Consider the following 22,729-nt stretch of genomic DNA (forward strand, 5'->3'; position numbering starts at 1 on the left):
ACAGTCCTCTGCGCACAAACGCAGGTTTCACTCGCGCCCGGTCAGGCGACCCAGCCAGCCTTTCTTTTCCCCCTCGGAGGTGTCTTTGCCGCCCTCTTCCGGCGCTGCAGGGCCTTCGAAATGCTGCTGAAGGTTCGAGAAGAACTGGTCAGCCATCTTTTTGGCAAAGCCGTCGATCAAACGGCTGCCTAGCTGCGCCAGCTTTCCGCCAACCTTGGCATCCACGTCATAGGCCAGAACCGTTCCACCGCTGTCACTGGCGCTGAACGTGACACTGGCGCTGCCCTTTGCAAAACCCGCCGCCCCGCCTTTGCCCTCACCGGCGATGGTCAGGCTTTGACCCTCAACCATGTCGGACATCGTGACGGTGCCTTTGAACGTGGCCTTTACCGGCCCGACTTTCTGCACCACGGTCGCCTCGTAACCGTCCGTCGGATTGCCCGAAACCTCTTGCGCACCGGGCACGCAGGCTTTCAGCACCTCGGGGTCCAGCAGGGCCGCATAGACATCGGACGGCGCCGCCTGAATTTCACGCGTGTCACTCATTTGCATGGGACCACCCCCCTTTCTTAAATGTCTGATATTCGACCAAAGACCTATCCACGAACTGCCGTTGCGGCAACCGTGTTCCACACATTACCCGCCGCCCCCGGAATCCTGAGCCCGCATGTCGGAAATCCGTTTCTGCACCAGTTCCAGATGCAGACGGGCATCATACTGCCCTTGCCTGTAGGCCGCTGGCAGCCGTAGGTCCGCCAGCTTTTCGTCCAGCACCTGCAATTGGCCTTGCATCCGCACGAGGTCTTCCGCGGAAGGGTTGTCGGCCAGGTCCTGTTCGATCAGACGAATTTCCGGGTAGTGCTGCCAGACACGCCATCGTTGGAAATAGGCGTAGATGCGCGGCAACAACCGGACCAGCGGAAGGACGATGAAAAAGAACGGCAGGAACAAAAGGAAAACCCGATTGACCTGCGCCGCCACCCAATAAGGCAACCAATCATGCCAGGTGGATGGCCCTTCAAGTATCAGCTGCCGTGCGGTGTTGTTGAGGGGCAATGCGGTCCCTTCGATCCCCGGAAAGGCCCCGGGGTCATTAATGATGCCCTGAGCCTCGTGCAGGGCGATCGCCGCCATCGTCAGTCGATTGACCAACGCCGGATGCAGTCCCGGCCGCACGACCAGCCGCGCCTCGAGAGCGATCAGATCTACCGGGCGCGGCGGCAGAACCGGGTTCAGCGACATGCCTCCGGTCGGTACGGTCACCACGGTGGCATAGGACAAACGACGCGAAATCGCCTCGACATGTTCAAGGTTCAGCACCTTCAGTCCCGGCACCTCGTACGCGGCCAGCAGGTAGGGGGCTTCGATCGGGGCGACAAAGACGGCGATGTCCAACGTTCCGTCCAACAAGGCGTCGGCCGCCTGGTCATAGGGCAGTGCAACATGCACGTTATCCTCTTGGGCCAGCCCGACCGCGCGCTCGAAGTCGCGGAATGCGTCCGCGGTGCCGGACCCGGGCGCACCGCTGTTGATGCTCAACCCACGCCACAGCGCGGGATTGGGCGGAATCCACGCATCCTCGCGCGCCATGAAAATCATCGGCTCGAAAAACACGGCCCCGATGGCCTGCGCCCGTTCCGGGTCAACTTCGATGCCGCCCTGCAAGAAGGCCACATCCACAGCCCCGTCTTCCAGGAGACGCGCATTTTCGACAGACCCTGCGGTTTCGACGATCTCGAGCCGAATGTCATCCTCGGCAAGGATATCGGAATAGTCCTGCGCCACTTCGATATAGGCACCACCCGCCGGTCCGGCTGCCATGCGCAGGTCGCCGGGCGGGTGCAGCAGAAGGATGATTGCCACAAGAACCGCCAAGACCATGGCGGCACTGATCGTGATCCAAAGACGCATCCTACCCCTCGCTGGTCCACCCCGGACAGCACGCTACGCCGCTGGCCCCAAGCTGGCAAGTATTCCGATGTGTTTGTTGGTTTTTCCCGTTCCGGATCAGACCGATGCCAGACGCCGCGTCGCCGCCGGTCGGTCTTGCATTCCTGCTGGGCGCCGGCCAGCATCGCCGCGAGGGAGTGCTGCTCATGCTGAACGGAATCCGTGTTGTCGAAATCGAGGGTCTCGGCCCCGGCCCGTTCGCCGCCATGATGCTGGCGGATCTGGGGGCCGATGTCGTGACCATCCACCGCAAGGGGGGCGCCGTCACACCCGGCATGCCGGACCGATCCGTGCTGGACCGGGGCAAGCGCTCGATCGCGCTCGACCTCAAGGACCCCGACGACCTCGAAACCGCCCGGCGCCTGATCGAAACCGCCGATGCGTTGATTGAAGGCTTCCGCCCTGGCGTGATGGAGAAGCTGGGTCTGGGGCCCGAAGCCTGCCACGCCCTGAACCCGGCGCTGGTCTATGGCCGCATGACCGGCTGGGGCCAGGACAGCCCGCTTGCCGACACCGCAGGACATGATCTGAACTACATCGCCCTGTCGGGAGCGCTCTGGTACGGCTCACCGCCCGGCATCGAGCCGATGACCCCGGCCACGCTGGTCGGCGATATCGGCGGCGGCGCGATGTATCTGGTCACCGGGATACTGGCCGGGCTGCTGAACGCGCGCGCAACCGGCACTGGCACGGTGGTCGACGCCGCCATCTACGACGGGTCCGCGCACATGATGAACCTGCTGATGAGCCTGCGCCAGACCGGCAACCTGTCCGACACGCGCGGCCAGAGCCTGTTGGACGGCCCGCATTGGAGCCGTACCTACGCCTGCGCGGATGGCGGCTTTGTTTCGGTCCAATGTCTCGAACCGAAATTCTATGCCCAATTCCTGGAAATCCTGGGCCTGTCCCAAGACCCGGCGTTCCAGCAACAATACGACAGCACGCTCTGGCCAGATTTGACCCAGCGCCTGGCGGAAATCTTCGCAACCAAACCGCGCGACCATTGGGCCAAACTGTTCGAAGGCTCAGACGCCTGCGTCGCCCCGGTGCTCAGCCCCGACGAGGCCGCAACCCACCCGATGAACACCGCCCGCCAAACCTGGCGAGAAACAGGCGGCACCCTGCAGGCCGCCGCCGCCCCGCGCTTCTCCACCCACCAATGGCAACCGAAACCCAGCCCGGCCCGCGGCCAACACACGACCGAAATTCTGAACGAACTTCAGGCTCTCAAAAAGACCTGACACATCCTTCATCTAGCCAACGGCCAAGAGGGGGCTGGCCCCCTCCCACGCCGCCTATCCGCCGCGCACCGTGTCGATCATCAGCTGCACATTCTCCGGGTCGGCATCCGGTGTGATCCCGTGTCCCAGATTGAAAATATGCGGCCCGTTGGAAAAGGCACGCAGGATGCGGCGGGTCTCATCCACCAGGGCCTGCCCGCCGGTCACCATGTGAGACGAGGCCAGGTTGCCTTGCACGCAGCCATCCACCTGCACATGTTCGGCCGCCCATTCCGGCGCAACCGAGTTGTCCAGCGCCACGCAATCGACACCGGTGGCCTTCGCGAAGCCGACATAGCCCTCGCCCGCCTCACGCGGGAAACCGATGACCGGAATGCCCGGATGGCGTTCCTTGAGCGCCTGGGTGATGATCCGGCACGGCTGGACCGCGTATTTGGTGAAAGCCTCACCTTTCAGCGACCCGGCCCAGCTGTCGAAAATCTTGACCACCTCGGCCCCCGCTTCGATCTGAGCCGACAGATATTCGATCGTGGCCGCAGTGATCCGGTCCAGCAACGCCTCGAACAGAGCGGTGTTTTCCTCGCGCAGGGCGTGGGCGGGACCCTGATCAGGGGTGCCACGCCCGGCGATCATATAGGTCGCAACGGTCCACGGGGCGCCGGCAAAGCCAATGAGAGTCGTCTCGGACGGCAGCTCGCGCGACAGGATGCGCACGGTTTCATAGACGGGCGACAAGGTCTCGTGAATCGCATCAACCGGCTTCAACGCATCGAAATCCGGTTGCTGCGTGATCGTCGACAGGCGCGGCCCTTCGCCGGTGACGAACCAAAGGTCGGCGCCCAGCGCCTGCGGCACCAGCAGGATGTCGGCAAACAGGATCGCGGCATCGAACCCATAGCGGCGGATCGGCTGCAGCGTCACCTCGGCCGCCAGATCGGGGGTGTAGCACAGCGACAGGAAATCGCCCGCCTGTTCCCGCGTCGCGCGGTATTCCGGCAGATAGCGTCCGGCCTGTCGCATCATCCAGATCGGCGGCGTGTCCAGTACCTCGCCCGCCAGCGCCCGCAGCAGTTTCTTGTTCTCGGCCATGTCAGCCCCCACTATTCCGGTTTGCGCAACGGGTCCGCCTTCAGCGGCAAAATGTCAAGCGTGGCCCCCATTGTCAGGGCAATGTGACGCGACTAAAGCTGTGCCCATGACTTTGACCCTGCCCACCCCCGCATCGCCGCTGAAGATCGGCACCCGTGGTTCGCCGCTGGCGCTGGCCCAGGCCCATGAAACCCGTCAGCGGCTGTGCGATGCCTTCGATCTGCCGGAACAGGCGTTCGAGATCGTGGTGATCAAGACCACCGGCGACAACCGCGCCATGATCGACGCGGACCGCCCGTTGAAAGAGATCGGCAACAAGGGCCTGTTCACCAAGGAAATCGAAGAGGCGATGCTGGGCGGGGACATCGACATCGCCGTGCACTCGACCAAGGACATGCCCGTCGAACAGCCGCAGGGGCTGGTGCTGGACACGTTCCTGCCGCGCGAGGACGTGCGCGATGCCTTCATCTCGCCCCGCCTCAACTCGATCCATGACCTGCCCGAAGGTGCGGTCGTCGGCACCTCGTCGCTGCGGCGGCGGGCACAATTGCTGCACCGCCGGCCCGATCTGAACGTGGTCGAGTTCCGGGGCAACGTGCAGACCCGGCTGAAGAAGCTGGCTGATGGCGTGGCCGAATGCACATTCCTGGCCATGGCCGGCATCCGCCGCCTGAACATGCAGGACGTCCCTGCCACTGCGATCTCGCCCGACGACATGCTGCCGGCCATCGCACAAGGTACGATCGGCATCGAACGCCGCGTGGACGACCACCGGGCCGCCGAGATGCTGGAAGCCATTCATCACTCTGAAACGGCCTGTCGCTTGGCGGCCGAGCGCACGTTGCTGGCCGCGCTGGACGGGTCCTGCGAAACTCCGATTGCCGGTCTGGCCGAACTTGCCGATGGGCAGTTGCGCCTACGCGGCGAGGTCCTGCGCCCGGATGGATCGGATGCCATCACCGAAAGCCAGACCGGTTCGACGGAGGACGCAGCGGAAATGGGCCGGGCCGTGGCGGCAGAACTGCTGCACCGTGCCGGGCCCGGATTCTTCGAGTGGAGAAATTTGTAAAAAAGTTTCTGCGAATGTGAACTGCTTCACTGTCGCCCCGGTTGAAATCGGGCATCAATGTGTCATCCCGATTGGGAATGTGGATCAGTCTCGAATGTATCGAAGTTTTAGTTCGTGATTTTGTAGATAGTATTCGAGGGGGCGAGACTGAGAACCCTGTCCGATCGAAACGGGCCGTGCCTTTAAAAAAGGCACGGCCCGTTTTGACTCTGCGGCCCGCAATGGGTCCCTGTCATCCGGGAAACCGGTGCACGTTGCCATGATGGCTGAACATCGCCTGGCCCGAGCGGATGTCGAACCGGAAATCAGCCGACCGTCCCGGCAAGGCCGCATAGAACGCGCGCAGGCCCGGTTCGACCAAGCCTGCTTGGGCGCTGCAGGCTTCACTCAAGCGCTGTATTTCGTCGTGAGCCCGCCGTGCACGTATCGCAATGATCAGATCCTGATGCATCTCCTGCAGCTTCCGGAAATCCGCGCTATGGGCCAACACGCTGTCACCGACCAAAGCAAATAACGGCTCCAGTTCGGTCTTGCCTTTCAGATGAACAAGCCCTGCTTCGAGCATCGCGAGATCGGCGCCAGCAGCCTGTGAGACTGAGCTTGAGATCAGGATGTCATATTCGACCTGGCGGCAACTCTGCTCGATTCGAGCGGCGACGTTGACCACATCTCCGATCACCGTGTAGTTGAATCGCCGCCGCGAGCCAATGTTGCCGACGCAGGCCATTCCCGTGGCACATCCTGTCGCCAATGCGATCGGAGGATGCCCGCGCATCGTGTCCGAAGCATTGAACTCGGCCAGAGCTCGCCGCATCTGCAACGCAGCCTGTGCCGCCAGAAGCGGGTGCCGCTCCACCGGAACCGGCGCGTTCCAGAACGCCATGACCGCATCCCCGATGAATTTGTCGATGGTGCCTTTTTCGTGCAGGATCCGGTCTCCGATGACCGAAAACAGTTCATTGAGCAGCGCGACCAGGTCCGTGGCCGACACCCGCTCGGACAACGGTGTAAACCCGCGAATGTCCGAGAACATGACCGTGATTTCCTGCGTTTCACCGCCCAGTTGAAGTTGGTGTCCGGTTGCATCCATCTCGTCCAGGATCTCGGGCGCGACATAGTGCGAGAAGATCCGCCGGATCACCCGCTTTTCCCGCTCGGTCGATATGAACAGATAACCGGACAACAGCCCGAAATTGGCCATCCCGCCGGCAAGCGGGAAGGTTGCATCGAACAGCACGGACTGGTTCTGAAATGCCAACCAACTGACCCCGACAACCACGGCCGCCGCGATGCCGCCGGCCATGAACGAGGCAACGGCTCCAAAACTGGACATGACGACCGTGACGACGACTCCAAGGATGATGAAAGCCAGAAGTTCGAGGGCGGCGGTGACATCCGACCGGGTCAGCATGTCGCCCAGCAGCGCCTGCTCGATGACTTGGGCGTGGATGGAGACGCCTGGAACGGACTCTCCCAACGCAGTCTGATGCATGTCGAACAGACCTGCCGCCGACGTTCCGATCAATACGATCCGGCCTTCGATCTGGCTGCGCAGAACCGGATCATCTGCGGATTGCAGTATGTCATTGGCCGACAGGTAGAGCGCGGGATCATCCGGTCTGTACCTGACCCAGACCTCTCCGTTTTCCGTTGTGGGCAGGACCAGACCCGCCAATTCGACCGACAGCACGATGCCGGCCTCGCCCTGAGCCCCTTCGATGAAGATCACCGGCTCGCCCGTCGCGACCCTCAGAGCCTCCAGCCCAAGTCCGGGCAGAACACCGCTTGGCCCCTGCCACAACACCGGAACCCGACGCACCACGCCCGTGCCGCCCAAAGGTGAAACATTCACACCGCCGATCCCGGTTGCATCCCGGTCCAGCGGTGGCGCCAGCGGAGTCCAGTGGGGCACGGACACCAGCCCGGCGGCCGGGTTTTCGCCGATCTCCACGATCCCGGCCTTCGGGGCAATGTCCTGATCCCCTCCGGTCAATCGCGCCGCCACACCCATCACGACGGGCCAGTTCGAAACCTCGGCCCCGAACAAGATGTCATTGTCCAGCTGGGCGGCCTCCTTTTTGGCGCTGAGAATGTCAGCCAGGGCCGGATCACTCAGCAGCCGCGACGGTGAGTACCGATCGGGCTCGGCGAACAACATGTCAAAAGCGATTGAAGCGGCGCCATACTCGCCCAAACGCTCGACCATCTGCGTCAACAGGGTCCGGGGCCAGGGCCATTGGCCCCAATTCTCGAGCGACGTCTCGTCGATATCGACGACCCGAACCGGCAAATCGGGATCGAAGGCGCGCGGGGACAACCGCTGCAACACGTCGAAATAGATCAGCCGGGACATGCGGACCGGATAAGGGTCCAGTACCCGCAGCAGACAACCAAACAGGATCAGACCCAGGCCCACCAGCCGAAAAGCACGGCGCCGTCCGGCTTTCTCGTGCTGCCTGACACTCACGTCAACCTCTGCTCGCCGGCAACGACATGGACAACGCTCTAGCCATCGCCGCCGGACCCAAAGACACCGCCGCCAGTATCCCGCCGATCATCGACAGTTTCGGGCCGGTCGCCCGGCCTGTCGAACTGCCCGACCGGATCCGGTTGTTCGGGCGGCGCGGCAACCGCTGCCTTGACCTGCCTCTGCGGCGGAGCGGACCGGCGCGGTTCGGGCGCGTCCGATTTTGCGCGCGGCGCAGGTTGGGATTCACCCGAGCAACCTTCGACATCCACCTGCAAAGGCGGCTTGAGGTCTTTCTGCGACTGAATGAACGGAAAACCACTGACCACGGCCTTGTCATACATCGCCTGATCGACCGGGCGCCCGACCGCACCACGCTGGCTGGTTGCATACAAGCTGCAAATCCGACCCGTTGATCGGCAAGAGCCGCCGAGGCCACACATCTGAACCGTGCCGTGCAGCACGAGCATCGCGCTTTGGTTTCCCGGCGCGATCCACATGTCAAATACCGTGCCCCGCACCGCCATGGTGGCCGTCGGCGTCTTGATGGAGTAGGCGCCTTTCCTGCTTTTGCCCGAGATGAACCGGAAGCTTCCACCCAGCGCCTCGACAGCAAAGCTTTTAGCCTTGCGGTTGCCGCGCAACATCTTCACGTCCAGAACCATCCGCGCATTGGGACCAACCGCGATCTTCGTGTCATCCACAAAGACAAGCTGAACCACGCCATTCGCATCCGTGACGATCGAGTCGCCGGACAACACCTCCATCCCATTACGCAGGGGCAGCGTTTTGCCGCCACGGGTCACGTCCGCCCCCTGTTTCACGCTGATTACGGTTCCGATATTTGCCCAACTGAGGGCAGGAACGCAAAGAACGAAAAAACCAACCAGAACAATCTTCAACCAAGCCAAAATGCCAGCCCTTCCCCCAAAGGTTACTGTCGAGCGCGGATGCGCTCACTGCCCGGCCAGCCTCTGAAACTGTTTTTTTGGATCAATCAAAAAGACTAAAATCTTAGCAAATATGCATCCATTGGCATGTAATTGGCAAGTTTTCTGTTCTTATGCCTTTTCAGCGGAGAAGCTGAGCCGCCGAGTTCAGTCAAAAGAAACGGCCGTTTCTGCAACTCAATCCACCTGGCACTGGTGATCCAGCAGAGCGCGTTCCAACGCCAAAGGCAGGCAACCTCTCCAATTGGTTCAGCCGTTTGCGACACCCATCATTTTGCAGATGCAGTTCCCTACCGCACCTGGCTCGCCCAAATTTTTGTGTCCGATTACGTACTCTGGCCGCGCGTACATTCTAAGGCCAACCGACGTTGGTTCAGCGAAACCAAATCGAAGCAGAACGCGAATCCACGCATGGTTCTTGAAAATCCAACAGCAAGACATAGCGACCACGCCTTTGCCCAAGCGGGTGCAGACCCAAGCGATTCCAAGCGTTTTCAAGGGCTTCGCCCAATCCGGCAAAAATTTCCGGTGGTGCAGGAATTGGCCTTGTATTTCCGTCGCTTGCACGGCTATACCCGTCGGCGGAGACGTGGCCGAGTGGTCGAAGGCGCTCCCCTGCTAAGGGAGTAGGCGGGAAACCGTCTCGAGGGTTCGAATCCCTTCGTCTCCGCCATCCACCCTCACTCTGAGATTCGCTCAGGCCATTGTATTTGATTAGTTTTTGCGCGAATCCGCAACGCGATCCGCCCTACATCAGCCAAATCTGCTATACAAATCGCTATACATTTTGCTTTACACTGCTTGCCAGGCAGTGAGGTGACAATGGCTATCAAAACCAGAGGAAAAAAGCTTTCTCTCTACAAAAGGGTTCCCAAAAGGTATGAGTCGGTGGAGCCGCGCAAGTTCATCTGGCTGTCCCTGCACACGGACAGCGTGTCTGAGGCTGAGGCGAAGGCGGGCCCGGCTTGGGAACAGTTGATCGCCGGGTGGGAGGCAAAACTGGCCGGTGACACCTCGGATGCAGAACAGCGTTTTGAAGCCGCTCGGCAACTCGCAGAGGCGCGTGGCTTCCGTTATATGCGCGTTGACAGGGTCGCAAAGCTACCCACTGAAGAGCTCTTGGATCGGATCGGCGCGATCTCAACGAGAAACGGCAAACCTGACCTGAGGGAGGCTGCAGCGCTACTAGGTGGCGCCAAAGAGCCCGCGATCACAGTTACACGAGCCCTAGAGCTTTATTGGGACCTGGCACGAGAGAAAACCTTCGGTAAGAGCGCAGATCAAATCCGCAAATGGAAGAATCCTCGTAAGAAGGCGGTTAACACCTTTGTCACGGTCGTAGGTGACAAATCGATATCCGAGATCACTGGCGATGACATGCTCGACTTCCGCGCTTGGTGGCTGGACAGGATCGAAAACGAGGGTCTGTCGCCCGGCAGTGCCAACAAAGATCTCATCCATCTTGGTGACGTTCTGAAGACCGTGAACAAGATGAAGCGCTTGGGCTTGGTTCTACCCCTGTCCGATCTCAGCTTCAAAGAAGGGGAACCTGAACCGCGGCCTCCATTTTCGGATGCATGGATCAGAGACAAGATCTTGGCACCGGGCGCTCTGAATGGTTTGAACGAGGAAGCGCGCGGCATCCTGCTCGCTATGATCAATACGGGAGCTCGACCAAGCGAGCTTGCGTCGCTCACGGCCGCCCAGATACGTCTCGACAGCAATGTGCCGCATATTTCCATTGAGCCGGTAGGACGCCAACTCAAGAGCGCCAACGCGCGTCGTTGTATACCGCTCTGCGGGATAAGCTTGGAAGCTATGCGCGCCTGCCCGGACGGCTTCCCGCGTTATAGGGACAGCTCTGCCAGTCTGTCGGCGACCGTGAACAAGTTCCTGCGCGAGAACGGCTTGATGGAGACACCAAAGCACACGCTCTACGGTCTGCGACACAGCTTCGAAGATCGAATGCTGGCCGCCGGGGTCGATGAGCGTATCCGACGTGATCTCATGGGCCACGCACTTGATCGCGAAAGGTATGGCAAGGGCGCGAGCTTGGAACACCTGCAACAGCTCATTCAAGCAACGGCTTTGTAGCGCTCGGCGATTGCCTTGGCCCTCTGTATCGTGTCTTCCTGCTTTTCTAATAGAGCGATCTCACGTTCGATCCGCTCGAAGACCGGCAAATAAACCGAGTCCTCGACGACCAAAGCAGCCGCTTTTTCGTATGCGGCCTTCAGTTTTTCCAGATCAGCGCTCATACGCCCGCTATAGCAACGAGCCGACGCGATGCAGAAAACTCCGAAAAGTTCCTCTTGGTGTTGCCGTTCTGACACGGACCTTGGGTGCGGAACGGCAGGACAGCTTAGGAGAGCATACACTTAGCATTGTCAGTTCCCATCCTCATATAGCCTTCCTGCCGCGCATCCCCATGCACTCGAACGCTAAAATATAAATGTGCAGCGTGTGCTGCGTCACATTTGAGAGAGTGGAAATGACCAAGAAACCGCATGCAGACACCAGACTGGCGAAATACGTAGAACGCCGGGTGCTTGAACTCAAACCGACCAAGAGCCAGGCCGATATTGCATCACAGGCCGGATATACCAACGCCAATATGATCACGATGATCAAACAGGGAAGTTCAAAGGTTGCGCTTGATCGCGTGCCTGCTCTCGCCAAGGCGTTGGAGTGCGATCCTGCCTACTTGATGCGTCTTTCATTAGAGCAGGCAATCGGAGAGACAGCCGCTGCGTCTGTTGTCGAGATTTTCGGAGATCCGGTGACCGAGAACGAACGCTACTGGCTGAAAGCGATCCGTGAGGCCTCCGACAATTCCGATCCCCGGCTGACTAGCAGGTCACAGGCCTCGATCAAGTCGCTCTTTGGAAAATGAGAGACGAGAGTATGCACAACGAAGCATTGACGTCCAACGAGCACGCTTGGTTACGCTTCCTGCGTGAGTTGAGCAATCACAGCGACCCGGAACCCACATTGCATCAGGTCCAGCTGTTGAGACGCGTCTGCTCTCGCAGACCGAAATAACGCCGTGAGCGCCGGGGTAGTTCAAGCCATCATTGGCTGGGCTGCCTCCTCAATCCGGCTAGGAAACCCCGGCCGGGTTGCGCAAGGTTGACAAAGGTTTACATCGCCACTGTCCGACGGTTGTAGATGTAAACCTTTTCTTGCTTCCGAAGCCGGATTTTTCGCCAAAAGGTTTACATTAAGTTTACCCTAGGTTGACAGATTTACCCGAGAACCCGGTTTTTTCGTCGAAAATGTAAACCTTGATACAGCAACCTAGCGCAGGACGTTCTGCCTCGCAGTGAATGATTTTGGATTGGCGCAGTTGTTCGTTCTTCTGATGTGCGGTCGTGGAGCTCAGTGTCATTGGCAAGACGGTTTCCCGCACTCTGTCGCATCCAATGGCGTGTTGTCTTGCTTAGTCATGGGGTGGATGTTTGGCTCGGCACAAATCTCGCCTAGTCGAGTATCGAACGATGTAGCGGAGGCTTGGTTCGCGAAGAGCGAATGAAGCGATGGGCGCTAGAATTTCTCAAACTTCCTCAACGTTAGATATCCGTCGCCACATAAGCATTTGGTAGCTGTTTGACTGGCGTCCGTGGACAAATACTTCACCAGCAATAGGCGCTTGCTGCGACAGAGGCGCTCGTATTCGAGCCACAACAGATGCGAAATGCCCCCCTGCTGTCCTTGTGTCACGGTGTCGAAACCGATGAAAACAGGCCAGAGATGTGCGCAGACCTACAATAAGGAGCCATTCGAAAAAGGCCTCCAGATTACGTTAGAAATGCCAGAATTGCCAACGCCGCAAGCTGAACAAACGACAATCAAGGGCGGAGAGCTGCCGTTTAGCGGAGCCCCTCACGGAGGACCGCTATGCAGACGTTTGTGTCTTTCGCGGCCAAGATCTTCACGATACGCTCGCCAGCGACGCGCGGGACAAGCCTAATCTTGCATGATCGAAACAACATGTAGCGTAGAGGCAATCGAAGAATGACGGAAAGGTTGAACGAAATGGCTGAAATCGAGGGTCTCCAAGACGATGACGAACCGCTTGATGTCGGAGACATGGTCATTCCGGCTGGCGCTTCAGATAAAGCGATCGAAAAGCACTTCGAGATTGGGCGTCTCAGGGTAGTTCAGGAAAAGAACGATATCTTCCTTTCACACGTTCTCGACTTCATTCAGGGCACCAGCGAGAACCGTGTATGGTCCAACCTTAGGCCAGAGTATCAGCGTCGTCTTCGATGGGACAACAAGAAGAAGAGCAAGCTCATTGAGAGCTTTATCATGAATATTCCAGTTCCACCGATTTTTCTCTATGAGAAGACCCTCGGGAAATTCGAGGTCATGGATGGTCAGCAGCGTCTCAATGCGATTTCCGAGTTCTGGGCAGGAAGCTTCGAGTTGGAAGGTCTGAAGATTTGGGCTGCTTTGAATGGACGGACCTACGCACAGCTTCCGCCACTTGTTCGCCGGGGCTTAGAACGCGCCAAGATTTCTGCCATCACATTGATGTCCGATACATCCGTGCGAGAGGACAACAGCATTGAGCTTAGAGCCCAGGTGTTCGAGCGGCTAAATACCGGTGGGGAACAGTTGAACGCACAGGAGCTTAGAAACTCTCTTTATTCGGGACCTTTCAATGATATGATCATTTCTCTTTCGAAGGAGAAGTCATTTACTGACACTTGGGGTATTCCGGGCCACGAAGAAAATACACTTGCTGACGGAAGCGTAGCAGATGCCCTCAAGAACAATGTCCTATACAAAAGGATGACTGATGTTGAGATCGTTCTGAGGTTCTTCGCATTTCAACAAGAAGATAATATCTCCGGCTCGGTTCGCTCCATGCTTGATGCTGCAATGAAGTCCAATCGAAACATGAAGGAAGAGCAGATCGAAATCTCGAAAGGGCAGTTTCTAAATACTCTGGCTCTTGCCCGTGAGGTGTTCGGCGATGATGCTTTCCGGTTGCCCGGGGTGGGTGATGGGAGAGGCAAGCTATCGAAGCCGCTCTTTGATGCGCAAATCATTTCACTTTTTAGGCTATTCAGCCGCGCCGAGGAAATCCGAGCCGCAGCTCCTGCGATAAAGAAAGCTGTTATGGATCTGGCACAACCGGACAGTGACACATACGAACTGATGGTCGGCCGCGGAAACACTGCCGCCACGATCAAAGAACGGATAGCCGCGGTCACAGCGGTCATTCAGCGCGTGATTGGCAATGGAGCAGCTTGATCGCGCAAAAAAACGCGCATTCTCATACGTATCGGAACTTCGTGAAACTGCAGCTGTTCGGCAGTTTTTCTCTGAGATCATCATCGGACGAAATGGTGAACTCATGGCTGCGTTTGGATACGACGCGGCGGTTCGTGCGCGCCTGACCGAAGCAGCGAGGCTCAAAGCCACCCCTCCAGCTGCTCTCTACCGAGGGCTTTTCGTTCAAGCCAATTCGATATTCGAGGCATATGTTCGAGACCTCTCCTCGATAGTCGCAGAGAACATGGCTTCAAAGGCCTCAAAATATTCTGAGCTGCCAGAAAGTTTTCGCGTTCAACACATTCACTTGTCCAGCCAAGTTCTTCAGCACATGAAGACAGGAACTCTCGCTGGCCAGAAGTTCGACTTCAGCCGCCTAACCAATGCATTGGGGCAGTGTTTTTCCGATTCCGAAGCGTTTTCGATTATGCCCGAAATATTTACATTGATGATGGGGAATGTTACACCCGATCGGCTGGAGAAATTGTTTTCAAAGATCGACCTTCCGGAGCCATTTAATCCAGGTGTGGGTCGAAATGGAGCTATTAAGAAGGTGTTTGGCGAGACACGCCAAGCATCCGCAGCCAAGCTTGCCAAAGACAAGCTTCAAGACGTGGTTGGCGTAAGAAATACACTGGTTCACGGAAACTTAAGTGCCACTGTAGAACAATCTGATCTGGATGAGACGATCGACTTTTTTGAGGCCATGATTGAAGCCCTTGACGAACTTGTGAGGCCTTGTGTCGCTTAGCGAGAAACTCTCTTGCCTTTGGGGAAGATATTGCCGCCTACCGCTTCGAGATAATTGGAAACGTTTATGTGTGGCGATCTTATTCCTAAATGCACCAAACCGCATGGAGCATTTTACCCTGGGCTGCGGTGGTGTGAAGCGGCCGTCTTGGTATAGCATACTCCCATCAAACTGATCGCCTTCGCAGGCGCTTTTGGCAAACCAATGCGGTCGCGCGTTTAAGGTTGGAGGAACGTTAGGTTAGCCCAATCGCATGAAAATAATCGGGGTCCTGCGGAACCCTAAGCCTGTCATCGCTCACATCAGAACTCCTACCGATTGACAGACCACAGCATAGATGGCGGCAATTTCAAAGCACAAGTCAAGGAGTGATCGCTTCGTCCCCAGTGCCTAACGGCAGCTTTGGGCCGAGTGCATACCCTAGATTGCGATCAACGAACGAGGGCTTCGTCCGCAACTTCTCCGTTGACGCAATTCTTCCCCCATTTGGTTGTAGGTAGAAGCCGCCGCTGAGAATGTGGTTATTTTTTGGTCCCGAGCCTAGTTGTCGGACTGCGATTTGGCCGATACGTTCGCTCTTGGTTAGGTCGCCAATCATCCCAGTTGGTATTAAGCTAGCTTCCCGGGGTCGCTGCGGACCCTGCCAGTATGCCTCCGTCAATCGACAGCTCGGCGCCGGTGATGTAAGTAGCCTCGTCCGAGGCGAGAAGCACCGCCAAAGCCGCGACTTCTTCGGCCGTTCCGAACCGTCGCAATGGGGTGTCCGCGACCATGGCAGCTTCACGCTCAGCTCTGTCTGGTCCTTCACCCAGCATCGGCTCCCACATCGGTGTCATGATCGCAGCGGGATGGATGGAATTGCATCGGATCGCAAGGCCTTGGCTTGCGCAATACAAAGCAACGGACTTTGTATGATTGCGAACAGCAGCCTTGGAGGCCGCATAGGCCGTCGCCATCGGAATTCCAACAAGGCCAGATCGGGAAGAGATATTGATGATCGATCCGGCACCATTCCTTCGCATTGCCTTGATCCCATAACGGCACCCTAAGAAGGTCCCGTCATTGTTCACGGCATGGACGGCTCGCCAGTCAGCCAGGCTGGCGTGCTCAGGATCGTGTGCAGGAGGGGCGCCGGTAGCGGAAGATTCAAAGCCCGTTACGCCAGCGTTGTTCACCAACAGGTCCAACACCGGAAATTCAGCCTCAACCCTTTGCCAATCCGCCTCCGACGAAACATCCAGCTCGCGGAATATTGCGCCGATTTCATCTGCGGAACTTTGGCCGTTTTTGGCGTCGACATCTGTCAGAATGACGTCAGCGCCTTCTTCGCGAAATGCTTTGGCGATGGCCAGACCTATTCCTCGGGCTCCTCCGGTAATGAGAGCGGTTTTCTTTTCCAACCTGGACATTACGCGCTCCTGAGACAGATCCACGAAGGCTCAACGCATCAGTTGGATACCGTTTGCCAGCTGACTTCTTCATGTAGTCAAATTGCAAAGACAACACCAGTCTGTCGGGTCGTGGTCACACCCTTCCTGGCTGGTGCACCAGCGACGCTCCACGCCTCCGAGATCCCGGGCCATTGACCCCGGATCAGTCTGAGTGCTTTATCGCTGCTATCAAAGGGAGACTCTCAAATGTTCGACAATTTCAAGTGCATGGTTGCCGCCGTGGCCGCCACGGTGGTCGTGTCATCTCCGGTTTGGGCGGAAACGCGCGTGACCTACAAATCCGCCAAGGCAGGGACATCTTACTACCAAATGGGTGTTCAGATCGCCGAAGCCATGAAGGCCGGATCGGACGGGAACATCATTGTAACCGTAGAAGAAGGTCAGGGTTCGGTTCAGAACGTTATGGAAGTTCGCGCGCGCGGTGCCGACTATGTGTTCACTACACCGCCGGCCTTGGTTGGACTGGCTCAGGGCGGAAAAGCGATGTTCGAGGGCAAAAGCGATCCGTCCTTTGACGAGATCCGCGCCCTGTTCCCGATCCCTTCGTTGACCATGCATTTTGTTGTTTCCGCGGACAGCGGCATCGACAGCTTTGAAGACATGGAAGGCAAAACCATCCTCTTAGGAAAAGGCAGTTTTGGCGCGCGCGAAGGCGAGAAATACCTGAATTTGTTTGGACTTGAAGGCAAAGTCAACATTGCCGATGCAGAGCTCTCCAACGCTGTCGCCGCTCTGAAAAACGGCCAGATCGACGGCTTTGTTACTGCCGGTTCCTGGCCCGCGCCGAATGTGGTGGAAGCCGCCGCTTCGGCCGGTGTTAAAGTGTTGTCCCTGAGTGATGACCAAGTTGCGCAAACCAAGCGCGCCCGTCTGGTAATACCGGCCGGCACCTATGCTGGTCAGGATGAGGATATAGTGACGACCTCTTTGCCAGTTGTGGCATATACCACCACCAAGATGGACGATGACACCGCCTATCAGCTGACCAAGACCTTCTGGGAAAGCAAAAATGCGATGGCTGATACTGCGGCCTGGTGGGCCGGTGTTGATACCGACCTGATGGAAAACATCACGGGCAAGATCCATCCCGGAGCAATCCGCTACTACAAGGAAGCAGGCATTGCGCTGACTGACGACCAAATGTAGCTCACCCTTCGAAAAGTCTAAGCTGAGGCCGGGCCGAAATTGGCCCGGTTTTTCTGTCGGGGAGGAAACAACGTGACCGGATCGGTTGATCTTCCGCAAAAGTGGAGCCTGCGAGCCTTGTGGATTGCCTTGGCATTGGCTCTGGTCGCTTTCCACATCGGGTTGGTCTTTCTGGGCCTTGTTCCCAACTTGGTGAGCCGACCGTTGCACCTGGCTTTCATTCTGCCTTGGGTGTTCTTGTTCGGCGTGGTCGATCGCGCCCGTTTGGCTTCAGGTGCGGTGCTTTCCGCAATCGGTGTCGCCTCGGCCGTTTGGGTGGCTTGGAACCACGAAATGCTGGGAGACCAGTATGGTTTTCTGGAAAGCCGTTTTCAGATCGCAGTAGGTTTTGCGCTCTTGGCGGTGGTGATTGAAGCCGCAAGGCGCGCCATCGGTTGGCCGCTTCCCACAGTGGCAGCCCTCGCGCTGCTCTATGCCTTTTTCGGTCAGCACATTCCCGGAGAGTTTGGTCATTCGGGAATGCCTCTGCGCTCCTTCCTTGGGTCGATGACCATTGCGGAAGGTGGCATCTGGGGCAGCCTCACGGCCGTCTCCGTCGGCGTGGTCTCGATTTTCGTAATATTTGGTGCCGTCTTGAACGCCGGCGAGGCGGGACAGGGCTTCATGAATGTGGCGGCCGCTGCGGCTGGCCGGCTCAAAGGCGGAGCGGCAAAGGTTTCAGTTTTGTCGTCTGCGCTGTTCGGCTCCATTTCCGGTTCGGCCAGCGCAAATGTTGCTTCGACCGGCGCCATTACGCTCCCCGCCATGATGCGGCTGGGATACCCCAAGCGGCTGGCGGCGGGTGTCGAAGCCGTTGCAAGCTCGGGTGGACAGATCATGCCGCCCCTGATGGGAGCTGGCGCGTTTGTCATGGTCGAGCTCACGGGCGTTCCCTATACCCAGATCATGGGAGCCGCGCTTCTGCCTGCCATTCTCTATTTCCTGGCGGTCTGGGTGGGTATCAACGCCTACGCCACTCGATTTGAGCTCAAGGGGTTGGACCCGTCACAACGCCCGCAAACCCGCGATGTGGTCGTAACGTCCATGTTTTTCCTCGTGCCCTTCAGCGTGTTGATGGCCGGAATGTTCGCAGCCGGCTACACGCCTCAATACGCAGCATGCCTTGCCATTTTCGCAGGGGCATTCCTGTTGCTGATCGATGGCAAGCTGACGTTCGACGTGAACAGGACCGCAGACCGCATAACCCAAGCGCTGATCACCGCATCCCGGCAAGTGTCCATGATCGCGGCTATCATCTTCTGCGCCTCGATCATTATCGGTGTCTTGGGGGCAACCGGGCTGGGCGTAAAGATCACTTCCGTGATCCTCGAAGGGTCGGGGGGCGTGTTGTGGGCATCCTTGTTGTTGACTGCAATTGCCTGCCTGATCCTGGGCATGGAAGTGCCGACAACAGCGGCTTACGTGATCTGCGTATCGGTGGCCGGCCCGGCCTTGATGCAGCTTGGCCTTGAGCCACTCCAGGCACATTTGTTCGTTTTCTGGTTCGCGCTGTTATCCACGATTACGCCACCCGTTTGTGGGGCGGTTTTCATCGCTGCTGGGATGGCGGGAGAAAACTGGATCAAGGTGGCGCTGACAGCGATGGCTTTAGGTGTCGGCCTCTATTTGATCCCGGTCGGGATGATCACTTGGCCGGATCTGATCCAACTTCCGTCAGAGCCAGCTGCTGCTATTACGGCATTTGTTGCCTTGGCCCTTGGGCTGTCAGCGCTGTCTTTCGCGCTGATTGGGCGAGCAAATATTTTGGTGAGAACAGCCTTGGGCCTTGTGAGCGTAGCGGTCCTTTTGGGGCCGGTGATTGTGTGAGTTGGATCGCGATCTGCGGTATCGGCCTACGCATCATTTTTGGGGAGGCGCGGCGTGTTGCTACAATCCGGACTTATCGCCTTCGATCAGTGCAAAGCGACTATGGATTTCGCCGAGGTCCTTAGGCAACGAGAAAGCCATCAAGACAGCAGTTTCATTGATCCCTTGAGACGCTTTTCTGCATCGCTCGCAATGGCACGCAAACGCTCTCGACGAGCCGCATTATCGTCGGACCCCTCCTGGTTTGGTGACAAACCGGTTTGTGCGCGCCCTGTGTTTTCATCCTGATCCGGACGCTTAGGGGTGTCTTGTTTTTTGCTTTCGTCGGCCTGTGCCATTCCGTTTCTCCGTCTAGCCCTGAATCGTAGGGGATGGCTTCAACCGTGGCAATCACCAAAGAAACCGTTGCCTTCAATAGTGGATGGGTTGAACCACAACCCGCTTTGAGCCGGGTCCGGGAATGGCTGAAGATTCAACTTGTGGGATCCGTAGCCCTTATGAACGAAGTCCTAGAATTCTCTCAAAATGCGGAAGAGGATGCGTTCCGGTTTGGCGCAGCTCAGAGAGCCGAAGCTCCCATAACCGTCCGTGACACCATAAGAGGTTGTGTCACCTGACAGATCGAACCCAAGCCCGGTATCGATATCCGCATCGGCATAGTCGAGGTAGGCACCTGCCGTTGCACCGCCGCTGAATTGATAGGTCAGGGGCGAGCCCAGATCTAGAAAACTCATATCGCCTGAGACGTCGTCCGGATCGATATGGGTCAGACCGTAGTTGTCGCTCTCAGGACGTTGCCGGTGCTAGTTACTTGTCAGGATCAAACTCAACAATACGGAGCTCTTCGCAACCTCGATCGCGCGGCTGAAGTCTCTAAACTCCGATAGCGACCGCCACTATATCGCGCACAGTCAAGAGCATAGCCAGCTGCAATCACAGCTGCTCCAATGTCTCTGCCATCGGCATAGCAAACGCCGACATAGCGATCATAGGTTCGCTCTCCTGTGAGCTTGCACTCAATAGATTTGCCACGCAGGTAGTTGACCATCCATCGGCGTGCATCTCGCCCAGCAGAGGTTCCCAATTCCGGTGCATCTACACCCTGCAATCTCACCGGTGTTCCATTTACAACAATCGTATCAGCATCTCGCACCTGCACGCCACCGGCCCATGCGGTGCTTGCAGCAAAAATCAACGTGGCAACTAGTCTCTTCAAAACAAATACAATCCTAGGTCTTTCGTCATTCGAGAATCTGAGTGGCAAGCCTTGTTTGGATTAGCTCATCTGCAACCAAGGCGTAAATCTGATCCGGAGGTGTATTCAGCGAATAGAGCATGAGTGCTGGGTCGATGCCCATTTCGATGAGGTGCTGCATCGTTTCGCCTTGTCCCTTCTGAATGCCTTCTACGGCAAACACCACCGGGATCATACGCGGCTGTTCATAGTAATGCTGGTGCATTCCGACGACCCCTTTTTGAGACACAAGACGATTAATCCCACCCGCGAGAATATATGGGCATGACGACATGCAAACAGAACCTGCAAGAACTCCGGTATTTACCCCGGCTTCCCTCAAATGCTGTCCGATAGTCAGTGCCTCTGAGACACGACCACCGGGGCTGTGTAGCGCTACCAAGCCGGGTTTCTCGTTCATGTCTGAAAGGTATGAAATGAGCCGATCAGCGTCCCCAGTCTCTATCTGACCGCTTAACAGAAGCACCTGCCCAAACTCGTCGAGCTCACTGACAGAAAAATCCAAACGCGCGGAAAAAGTCGCCGGAACCGGCAAATCCTGCGGCTCATCGTTCAAAAATAGCGTCGGGTCAGTCCGATCGGTGCGATATTCACGCCGCTGGTCACCAGGTGATACCGGTCCAGACGGCAGTTCAACCCGATTTTTGAACGGATTTGAGAACTCTTCTGCAACATCGCTAAAGATAAGAACCGCTGCGATGACAAGCTGTAGGATCAGCACATATCTAAGACCGGAACGCGGATCGAAGCGCGATAGGTATTTCATCACACGTCGTCTTTTTTCTGGGTCGCCCGCTCAATTACGGCAGCGTCTGCGACACCAAGCGTGGCCTCAACATCCTTCATCGCATTCATCGCCGCTCTCAGATCGGACAGCGTTAGAGTGTCCTCGATACTCATGCCGTCTTTTCCACTACGAATTGCGGCTTGAGTTATTGCCAGCACGAAGACCAGCACCGCAGGCAACAAGTCGATGGCAATTGCTCCCGCCCACGAGGGCACAAAGTTGCCCGCGTAGATAATCACCGCGTCAGCGCTGGAGATTGGATTGTAAGCTGTCTCAATCGGCGGCTCCATGTCCAAAACCTCGTCAGCGGCGTTCTTAAGCGTCTTGCTGCGTTGATCGAGTGCGTTCAACACAGAGTTGATAGTTGAAGACTGCGCACTGCGGACGTCAGAGCTACGGCCATCCAGCTCTGGGAGAACGACTGAAGAAGGCAGGTCTTCCGCCGCGCGCGCCACCAGAGGTGCTACGCTGTATTGGTTCAGGCGAGAAATTACTCCAGCCAGCTTTACGCTCTCTTCAGAAAACTGGACTGAGCGGCGCTCTACTGGACCAGGCGCAACGGTTAGTTCGCGCATCTTTGCGAGGATTTCATTTCCCTGCTGGAAAGCTTCTTCGATCGGCTGCTGCTGGGCGGCGATTTGCTCCTCCAAGTTTCGGAGTTCCTCAGCCTTCTGTGTCAGCACGCGAAAGACAGCACCCCGTCCGGCTGTTCCAGAAAGATCGCCGGACTGCTCCAACTCGGCCAGTTCCTCAAAACTTTGGCGCGCGCGCTCCACTTCACGACCCAGAGCTTGGCCGCTCAAAGCAATATCATTGGCTTGTTCTAATGCCGCCTGATAATCCCGAACCGTGTTCTCTAAGTGTTGTTCAACCGCAGCAGAACCGGCTAGCGCCGCCGCATTCAACCAACTGGACATCGCAATAATTGCGATTGACCCAACTATCGTAGAAACGGTCAATCCGATGAAGCCACTTGCTGTGCGCATCGACGGAAGCAACCTCAGCATATAGCTCCAGAACACGAAGATGCCGACCGATACCGCAACGGAGTAAGCCACAGCCGCAAAAAACGAGACGGCTCCATTATCTTCAAGCAACGATGAGACGCCAAGATAAGTATAAATCCCGGAAGCGATTGCCAGGACCCCGAGAGCTGCCGGGGTGAACGTGTCAAGCCAGGCCAGGTGACTTTCAAGTTCCTTTGCAGTTCGAAGACCTTTTGCTTCTTCTGCCGTCAAACGCCCATTCCGTTCCGTCATGTTGACTCGCTACCCACTATCGAATTTGCACTCATCGAATAGTTAATCATCCGCTTTCGGGATTCAAACCGCAGATACCTCAATGGTTGAGCAGCTATCTGCGTCAAGCCTTCCCGCCATCGCACAAGGCCAGGACGCGTGCTATCAGTAGGTCTAGTCGTCTGT

20 protein-coding genes and 1 tRNA gene are annotated in these 22,729 nt (G+C 57.5%); 9 read left to right on the forward strand and 12 right to left on the reverse strand.

What is annotated here, in order from left to right; translation table 11 throughout:
• Nucleotides 1–27 precede the first annotated feature (27 nt).
• Nucleotides 28–552 (reverse strand): SRPBCC family protein, encoded by a 525-nt coding sequence (locus ACR0LD_RS14800; RefSeq protein ID WP_480637645.1) that lies wholly within the window; start codon nucleotides 550–552, stop codon nucleotides 28–30.
• Between the two features lie 84 nt (nucleotides 553–636).
• The gene (locus ACR0LD_RS14805) at nucleotides 637–1,911 is read right to left on the reverse strand and encodes a TAXI family TRAP transporter solute-binding subunit (RefSeq protein ID WP_480637647.1); all 1,275 of its coding nucleotides are present in this window, start codon (nucleotides 1,909–1,911) and stop codon (nucleotides 637–639) included.
• Between the two features lie 185 nt (nucleotides 1,912–2,096).
• On the opposite strand from ACR0LD_RS14805, the gene ACR0LD_RS14810 reads away from it, so the two are divergent.
• A complete protein-coding gene (locus ACR0LD_RS14810; RefSeq protein ID WP_480637852.1) occupies nucleotides 2,097–3,191 on the forward strand; it encodes a CaiB/BaiF CoA transferase family protein in 1,095 nt (364 codons plus the stop codon).
• A gap of 54 nt (nucleotides 3,192–3,245) precedes the next feature.
• Here ACR0LD_RS14810 and hemE read toward each other — a convergent pair whose 3' ends face one another.
• Nucleotides 3,246–4,280, reverse strand: a complete 1,035-nt coding sequence (gene hemE / locus ACR0LD_RS14815) for a uroporphyrinogen decarboxylase (protein ID WP_480637649.1) — start codon at nucleotides 4,278–4,280, stop codon at nucleotides 3,246–3,248.
• A 106-nt stretch (nucleotides 4,281–4,386) separates the two neighbouring features.
• On the opposite strand from hemE, the gene hemC reads away from it, so the two are divergent.
• Nucleotides 4,387–5,349, forward strand: coding sequence for a hydroxymethylbilane synthase (gene hemC / locus ACR0LD_RS14820; RefSeq protein ID WP_480637651.1), 963 nt, complete (start codon nucleotides 4,387–4,389; stop codon nucleotides 5,347–5,349).
• A gap of 232 nt (nucleotides 5,350–5,581) precedes the next feature.
• Here the strand turns inward: hemC and ACR0LD_RS14825 are convergent, their stop codons facing one another.
• A complete protein-coding gene (locus tag ACR0LD_RS14825) occupies nucleotides 5,582–7,816 on the reverse strand; it encodes a CHASE2 domain-containing protein (protein ID WP_480637653.1) in 2,235 nt (744 codons plus the stop codon).
• Between the two features lie 38 nt (nucleotides 7,817–7,854).
• Nucleotides 7,855–8,640: a FecR family protein gene (locus ACR0LD_RS14830; protein ID WP_367646319.1), complete on the reverse strand. Its 786-nt coding sequence runs from the start codon at nucleotides 8,638–8,640 to the stop codon at nucleotides 7,855–7,857.
• 709 nt (nucleotides 8,641–9,349) lie between these two features.
• On the opposite strand from ACR0LD_RS14830, the gene ACR0LD_RS14835 reads away from it, so the two are divergent.
• Nucleotides 9,350–9,439 (forward strand) — tRNA-Ser (locus tag ACR0LD_RS14835).
• Nucleotides 9,440–9,588: 149 nt separating this feature from the next.
• Nucleotides 9,589–10,860, forward strand: a complete 1,272-nt coding sequence (locus ACR0LD_RS14840) for a tyrosine-type recombinase/integrase (RefSeq protein ID WP_480637655.1) — start codon at nucleotides 9,589–9,591, stop codon at nucleotides 10,858–10,860.
• Here the strand turns inward: ACR0LD_RS14840 and ACR0LD_RS14845 are convergent.
• Nucleotides 10,842–11,024 (reverse strand): hypothetical protein, encoded by a 183-nt coding sequence (locus ACR0LD_RS14845; protein ID WP_480637657.1) that lies wholly within the window; start codon nucleotides 11,022–11,024, stop codon nucleotides 10,842–10,844. The two genes, ACR0LD_RS14840 and ACR0LD_RS14845, sit on opposite strands and share 19 nt — an antisense overlap.
• A gap of 233 nt (nucleotides 11,025–11,257) precedes the next feature.
• Here ACR0LD_RS14845 and ACR0LD_RS14850 point away from each other — a divergent pair, with 233 nt between their 5' ends.
• The 3 genes from ACR0LD_RS14850 (at nucleotide 11,258) to ACR0LD_RS14860 (ending at nucleotide 14,800) form a co-directional block, all read left to right on the forward strand.
• Nucleotides 11,258–11,659, forward strand: coding sequence for a helix-turn-helix domain-containing protein (locus ACR0LD_RS14850; protein ID WP_480637659.1), 402 nt, complete (start codon nucleotides 11,258–11,260; stop codon nucleotides 11,657–11,659).
• A 1,142-nt stretch (nucleotides 11,660–12,801) separates the two neighbouring features.
• Nucleotides 12,802–14,028, forward strand: a complete 1,227-nt coding sequence (locus ACR0LD_RS14855) for a DUF262 domain-containing protein (RefSeq protein ID WP_480637661.1) — start codon at nucleotides 12,802–12,804, stop codon at nucleotides 14,026–14,028.
• Nucleotides 14,015–14,800, forward strand: coding sequence for an MAE_28990/MAE_18760 family HEPN-like nuclease (locus tag ACR0LD_RS14860; RefSeq protein ID WP_480637663.1), 786 nt, complete (start codon nucleotides 14,015–14,017; stop codon nucleotides 14,798–14,800). The genes ACR0LD_RS14855 and ACR0LD_RS14860 overlap by 14 nt, the downstream gene beginning before the upstream one ends.
• 614 nt (nucleotides 14,801–15,414) lie before the next feature.
• Here the strand turns inward: ACR0LD_RS14860 and ACR0LD_RS14865 are convergent.
• A complete protein-coding gene (locus ACR0LD_RS14865; protein ID WP_480637665.1) occupies nucleotides 15,415–16,209 on the reverse strand; it encodes an SDR family oxidoreductase in 795 nt (264 codons plus the stop codon).
• Between the two features lie 228 nt (nucleotides 16,210–16,437).
• On the opposite strand from ACR0LD_RS14865, the gene ACR0LD_RS14870 reads away from it, so the two are divergent.
• Together ACR0LD_RS14870 and ACR0LD_RS14875 are read left to right on the forward strand one after the other, a co-directional pair.
• Nucleotides 16,438–17,397: a TAXI family TRAP transporter solute-binding subunit gene (locus ACR0LD_RS14870; RefSeq protein WP_480637667.1), complete on the forward strand. Its 960-nt coding sequence runs from the start codon at nucleotides 16,438–16,440 to the stop codon at nucleotides 17,395–17,397.
• A 72-nt stretch (nucleotides 17,398–17,469) separates the two neighbouring features.
• On the forward strand, nucleotides 17,470–19,263 hold the full coding sequence (locus ACR0LD_RS14875) for a TRAP transporter permease (RefSeq protein ID WP_480637669.1): 1,794 nt from the start codon (nucleotides 17,470–17,472) through the stop codon (nucleotides 19,261–19,263).
• Between the two features lie 140 nt (nucleotides 19,264–19,403).
• On the opposite strand, the gene ACR0LD_RS14880 is transcribed toward ACR0LD_RS14875, so the two are convergent.
• The 5 genes from ACR0LD_RS14880 to ACR0LD_RS14900 all read right to left on the reverse strand — a co-directional run bounded on the left by ACR0LD_RS14880 (nucleotide 19,404) and on the right by ACR0LD_RS14900 (nucleotide 22,564).
• Nucleotides 19,404–19,601 carry a hypothetical protein gene (locus ACR0LD_RS14880; protein ID WP_480637671.1) on the reverse strand — a complete coding sequence of 66 codons (198 nt, stop codon included), beginning with the start codon at nucleotides 19,599–19,601 and terminating at the stop codon, nucleotides 19,404–19,406.
• A 171-nt stretch (nucleotides 19,602–19,772) separates the two neighbouring features.
• Complete coding sequence (locus ACR0LD_RS14885) at nucleotides 19,773–19,997, reverse strand: hypothetical protein (RefSeq protein ID WP_480637673.1); 225 nt, start codon at nucleotides 19,995–19,997, stop codon at nucleotides 19,773–19,775.
• 92 nt (nucleotides 19,998–20,089) lie between these two features.
• Nucleotides 20,090–20,422 carry a thermonuclease family protein gene (locus ACR0LD_RS14890; protein WP_367646573.1) on the reverse strand — a complete coding sequence of 111 codons (333 nt, stop codon included), beginning with the start codon at nucleotides 20,420–20,422 and terminating at the stop codon, nucleotides 20,090–20,092.
• An 82-nt stretch (nucleotides 20,423–20,504) separates the two neighbouring features.
• Nucleotides 20,505–21,284 (reverse strand): COG3904 family protein, encoded by a 780-nt coding sequence (locus ACR0LD_RS14895; RefSeq protein WP_480637675.1) that lies wholly within the window; start codon nucleotides 21,282–21,284, stop codon nucleotides 20,505–20,507.
• Nucleotides 21,284–22,564, reverse strand: coding sequence for a hypothetical protein (locus ACR0LD_RS14900; RefSeq protein ID WP_480637677.1), 1,281 nt, complete (start codon nucleotides 22,562–22,564; stop codon nucleotides 21,284–21,286). Before ACR0LD_RS14900 ends, ACR0LD_RS14895 begins: the two co-directional genes overlap by 1 nt.
• Between the last annotated feature and the right edge of the window lie 165 nt (nucleotides 22,565–22,729).

The sequence above is a fragment of the Ruegeria sp. BF8 genome (assembly GCF_056538625.1).

What these genes read in the sequence shown, in the direction of transcription:
- ACR0LD_RS14900 (WP_480637677.1), bottom strand. Translation starts at nt 22,564, where the DNA reads ATGACGGAACGGAATGGGCGTTTGACGGCAGAAGAAGCAAAAGGTCTT.
- ACR0LD_RS14810 (WP_480637852.1), top strand. Translation starts at nt 2,097, where the DNA reads ATGCTGAACGGAATCCGTGTTGTCGAAATCGAGGGTCTCGGCCCCGGC.
- ACR0LD_RS14805 (WP_480637647.1), bottom strand. Translation starts at nt 1,911, where the DNA reads ATGCGTCTTTGGATCACGATCAGTGCCGCCATGGTCTTGGCGGTTCTT.
- ACR0LD_RS14860 (WP_480637663.1), top strand. Translation starts at nt 14,015, where the DNA reads ATGGAGCAGCTTGATCGCGCAAAAAAACGCGCATTCTCATACGTATCG.
- ACR0LD_RS14895 (WP_480637675.1), bottom strand. Translation starts at nt 21,284, where the DNA reads ATGAAATACCTATCGCGCTTCGATCCGCGTTCCGGTCTTAGATATGTG.
- ACR0LD_RS14885 (WP_480637673.1), bottom strand. Translation starts at nt 19,997, where the DNA reads ATGAGTTTTCTAGATCTGGGCTCGCCCCTGACCTATCAATTCAGCGGC.
- ACR0LD_RS14865 (WP_480637665.1), bottom strand. Translation starts at nt 16,209, where the DNA reads ATGTCCAGGTTGGAAAAGAAAACCGCTCTCATTACCGGAGGAGCCCGA.
- ACR0LD_RS14880 (WP_480637671.1), bottom strand. Translation starts at nt 19,601, where the DNA reads ATGGCACAGGCCGACGAAAGCAAAAAACAAGACACCCCTAAGCGTCCG.
- ACR0LD_RS14840 (WP_480637655.1), top strand. Translation starts at nt 9,589, where the DNA reads ATGGCTATCAAAACCAGAGGAAAAAAGCTTTCTCTCTACAAAAGGGTT.
- hemE (WP_480637649.1), bottom strand. Translation starts at nt 4,280, where the DNA reads ATGGCCGAGAACAAGAAACTGCTGCGGGCGCTGGCGGGCGAGGTACTG.
- ACR0LD_RS14845 (WP_480637657.1), bottom strand. Translation starts at nt 11,024, where the DNA reads ATGAGCGCTGATCTGGAAAAACTGAAGGCCGCATACGAAAAAGCGGCT.
- hemC (WP_480637651.1), top strand. Translation starts at nt 4,387, where the DNA reads ATGACTTTGACCCTGCCCACCCCCGCATCGCCGCTGAAGATCGGCACC.
- ACR0LD_RS14800 (WP_480637645.1), bottom strand. Translation starts at nt 552, where the DNA reads ATGCAAATGAGTGACACGCGTGAAATTCAGGCGGCGCCGTCCGATGTC.
- ACR0LD_RS14870 (WP_480637667.1), top strand. Translation starts at nt 16,438, where the DNA reads ATGTTCGACAATTTCAAGTGCATGGTTGCCGCCGTGGCCGCCACGGTG.
- ACR0LD_RS14850 (WP_480637659.1), top strand. Translation starts at nt 11,258, where the DNA reads ATGACCAAGAAACCGCATGCAGACACCAGACTGGCGAAATACGTAGAA.
- ACR0LD_RS14855 (WP_480637661.1), top strand. Translation starts at nt 12,802, where the DNA reads ATGGCTGAAATCGAGGGTCTCCAAGACGATGACGAACCGCTTGATGTC.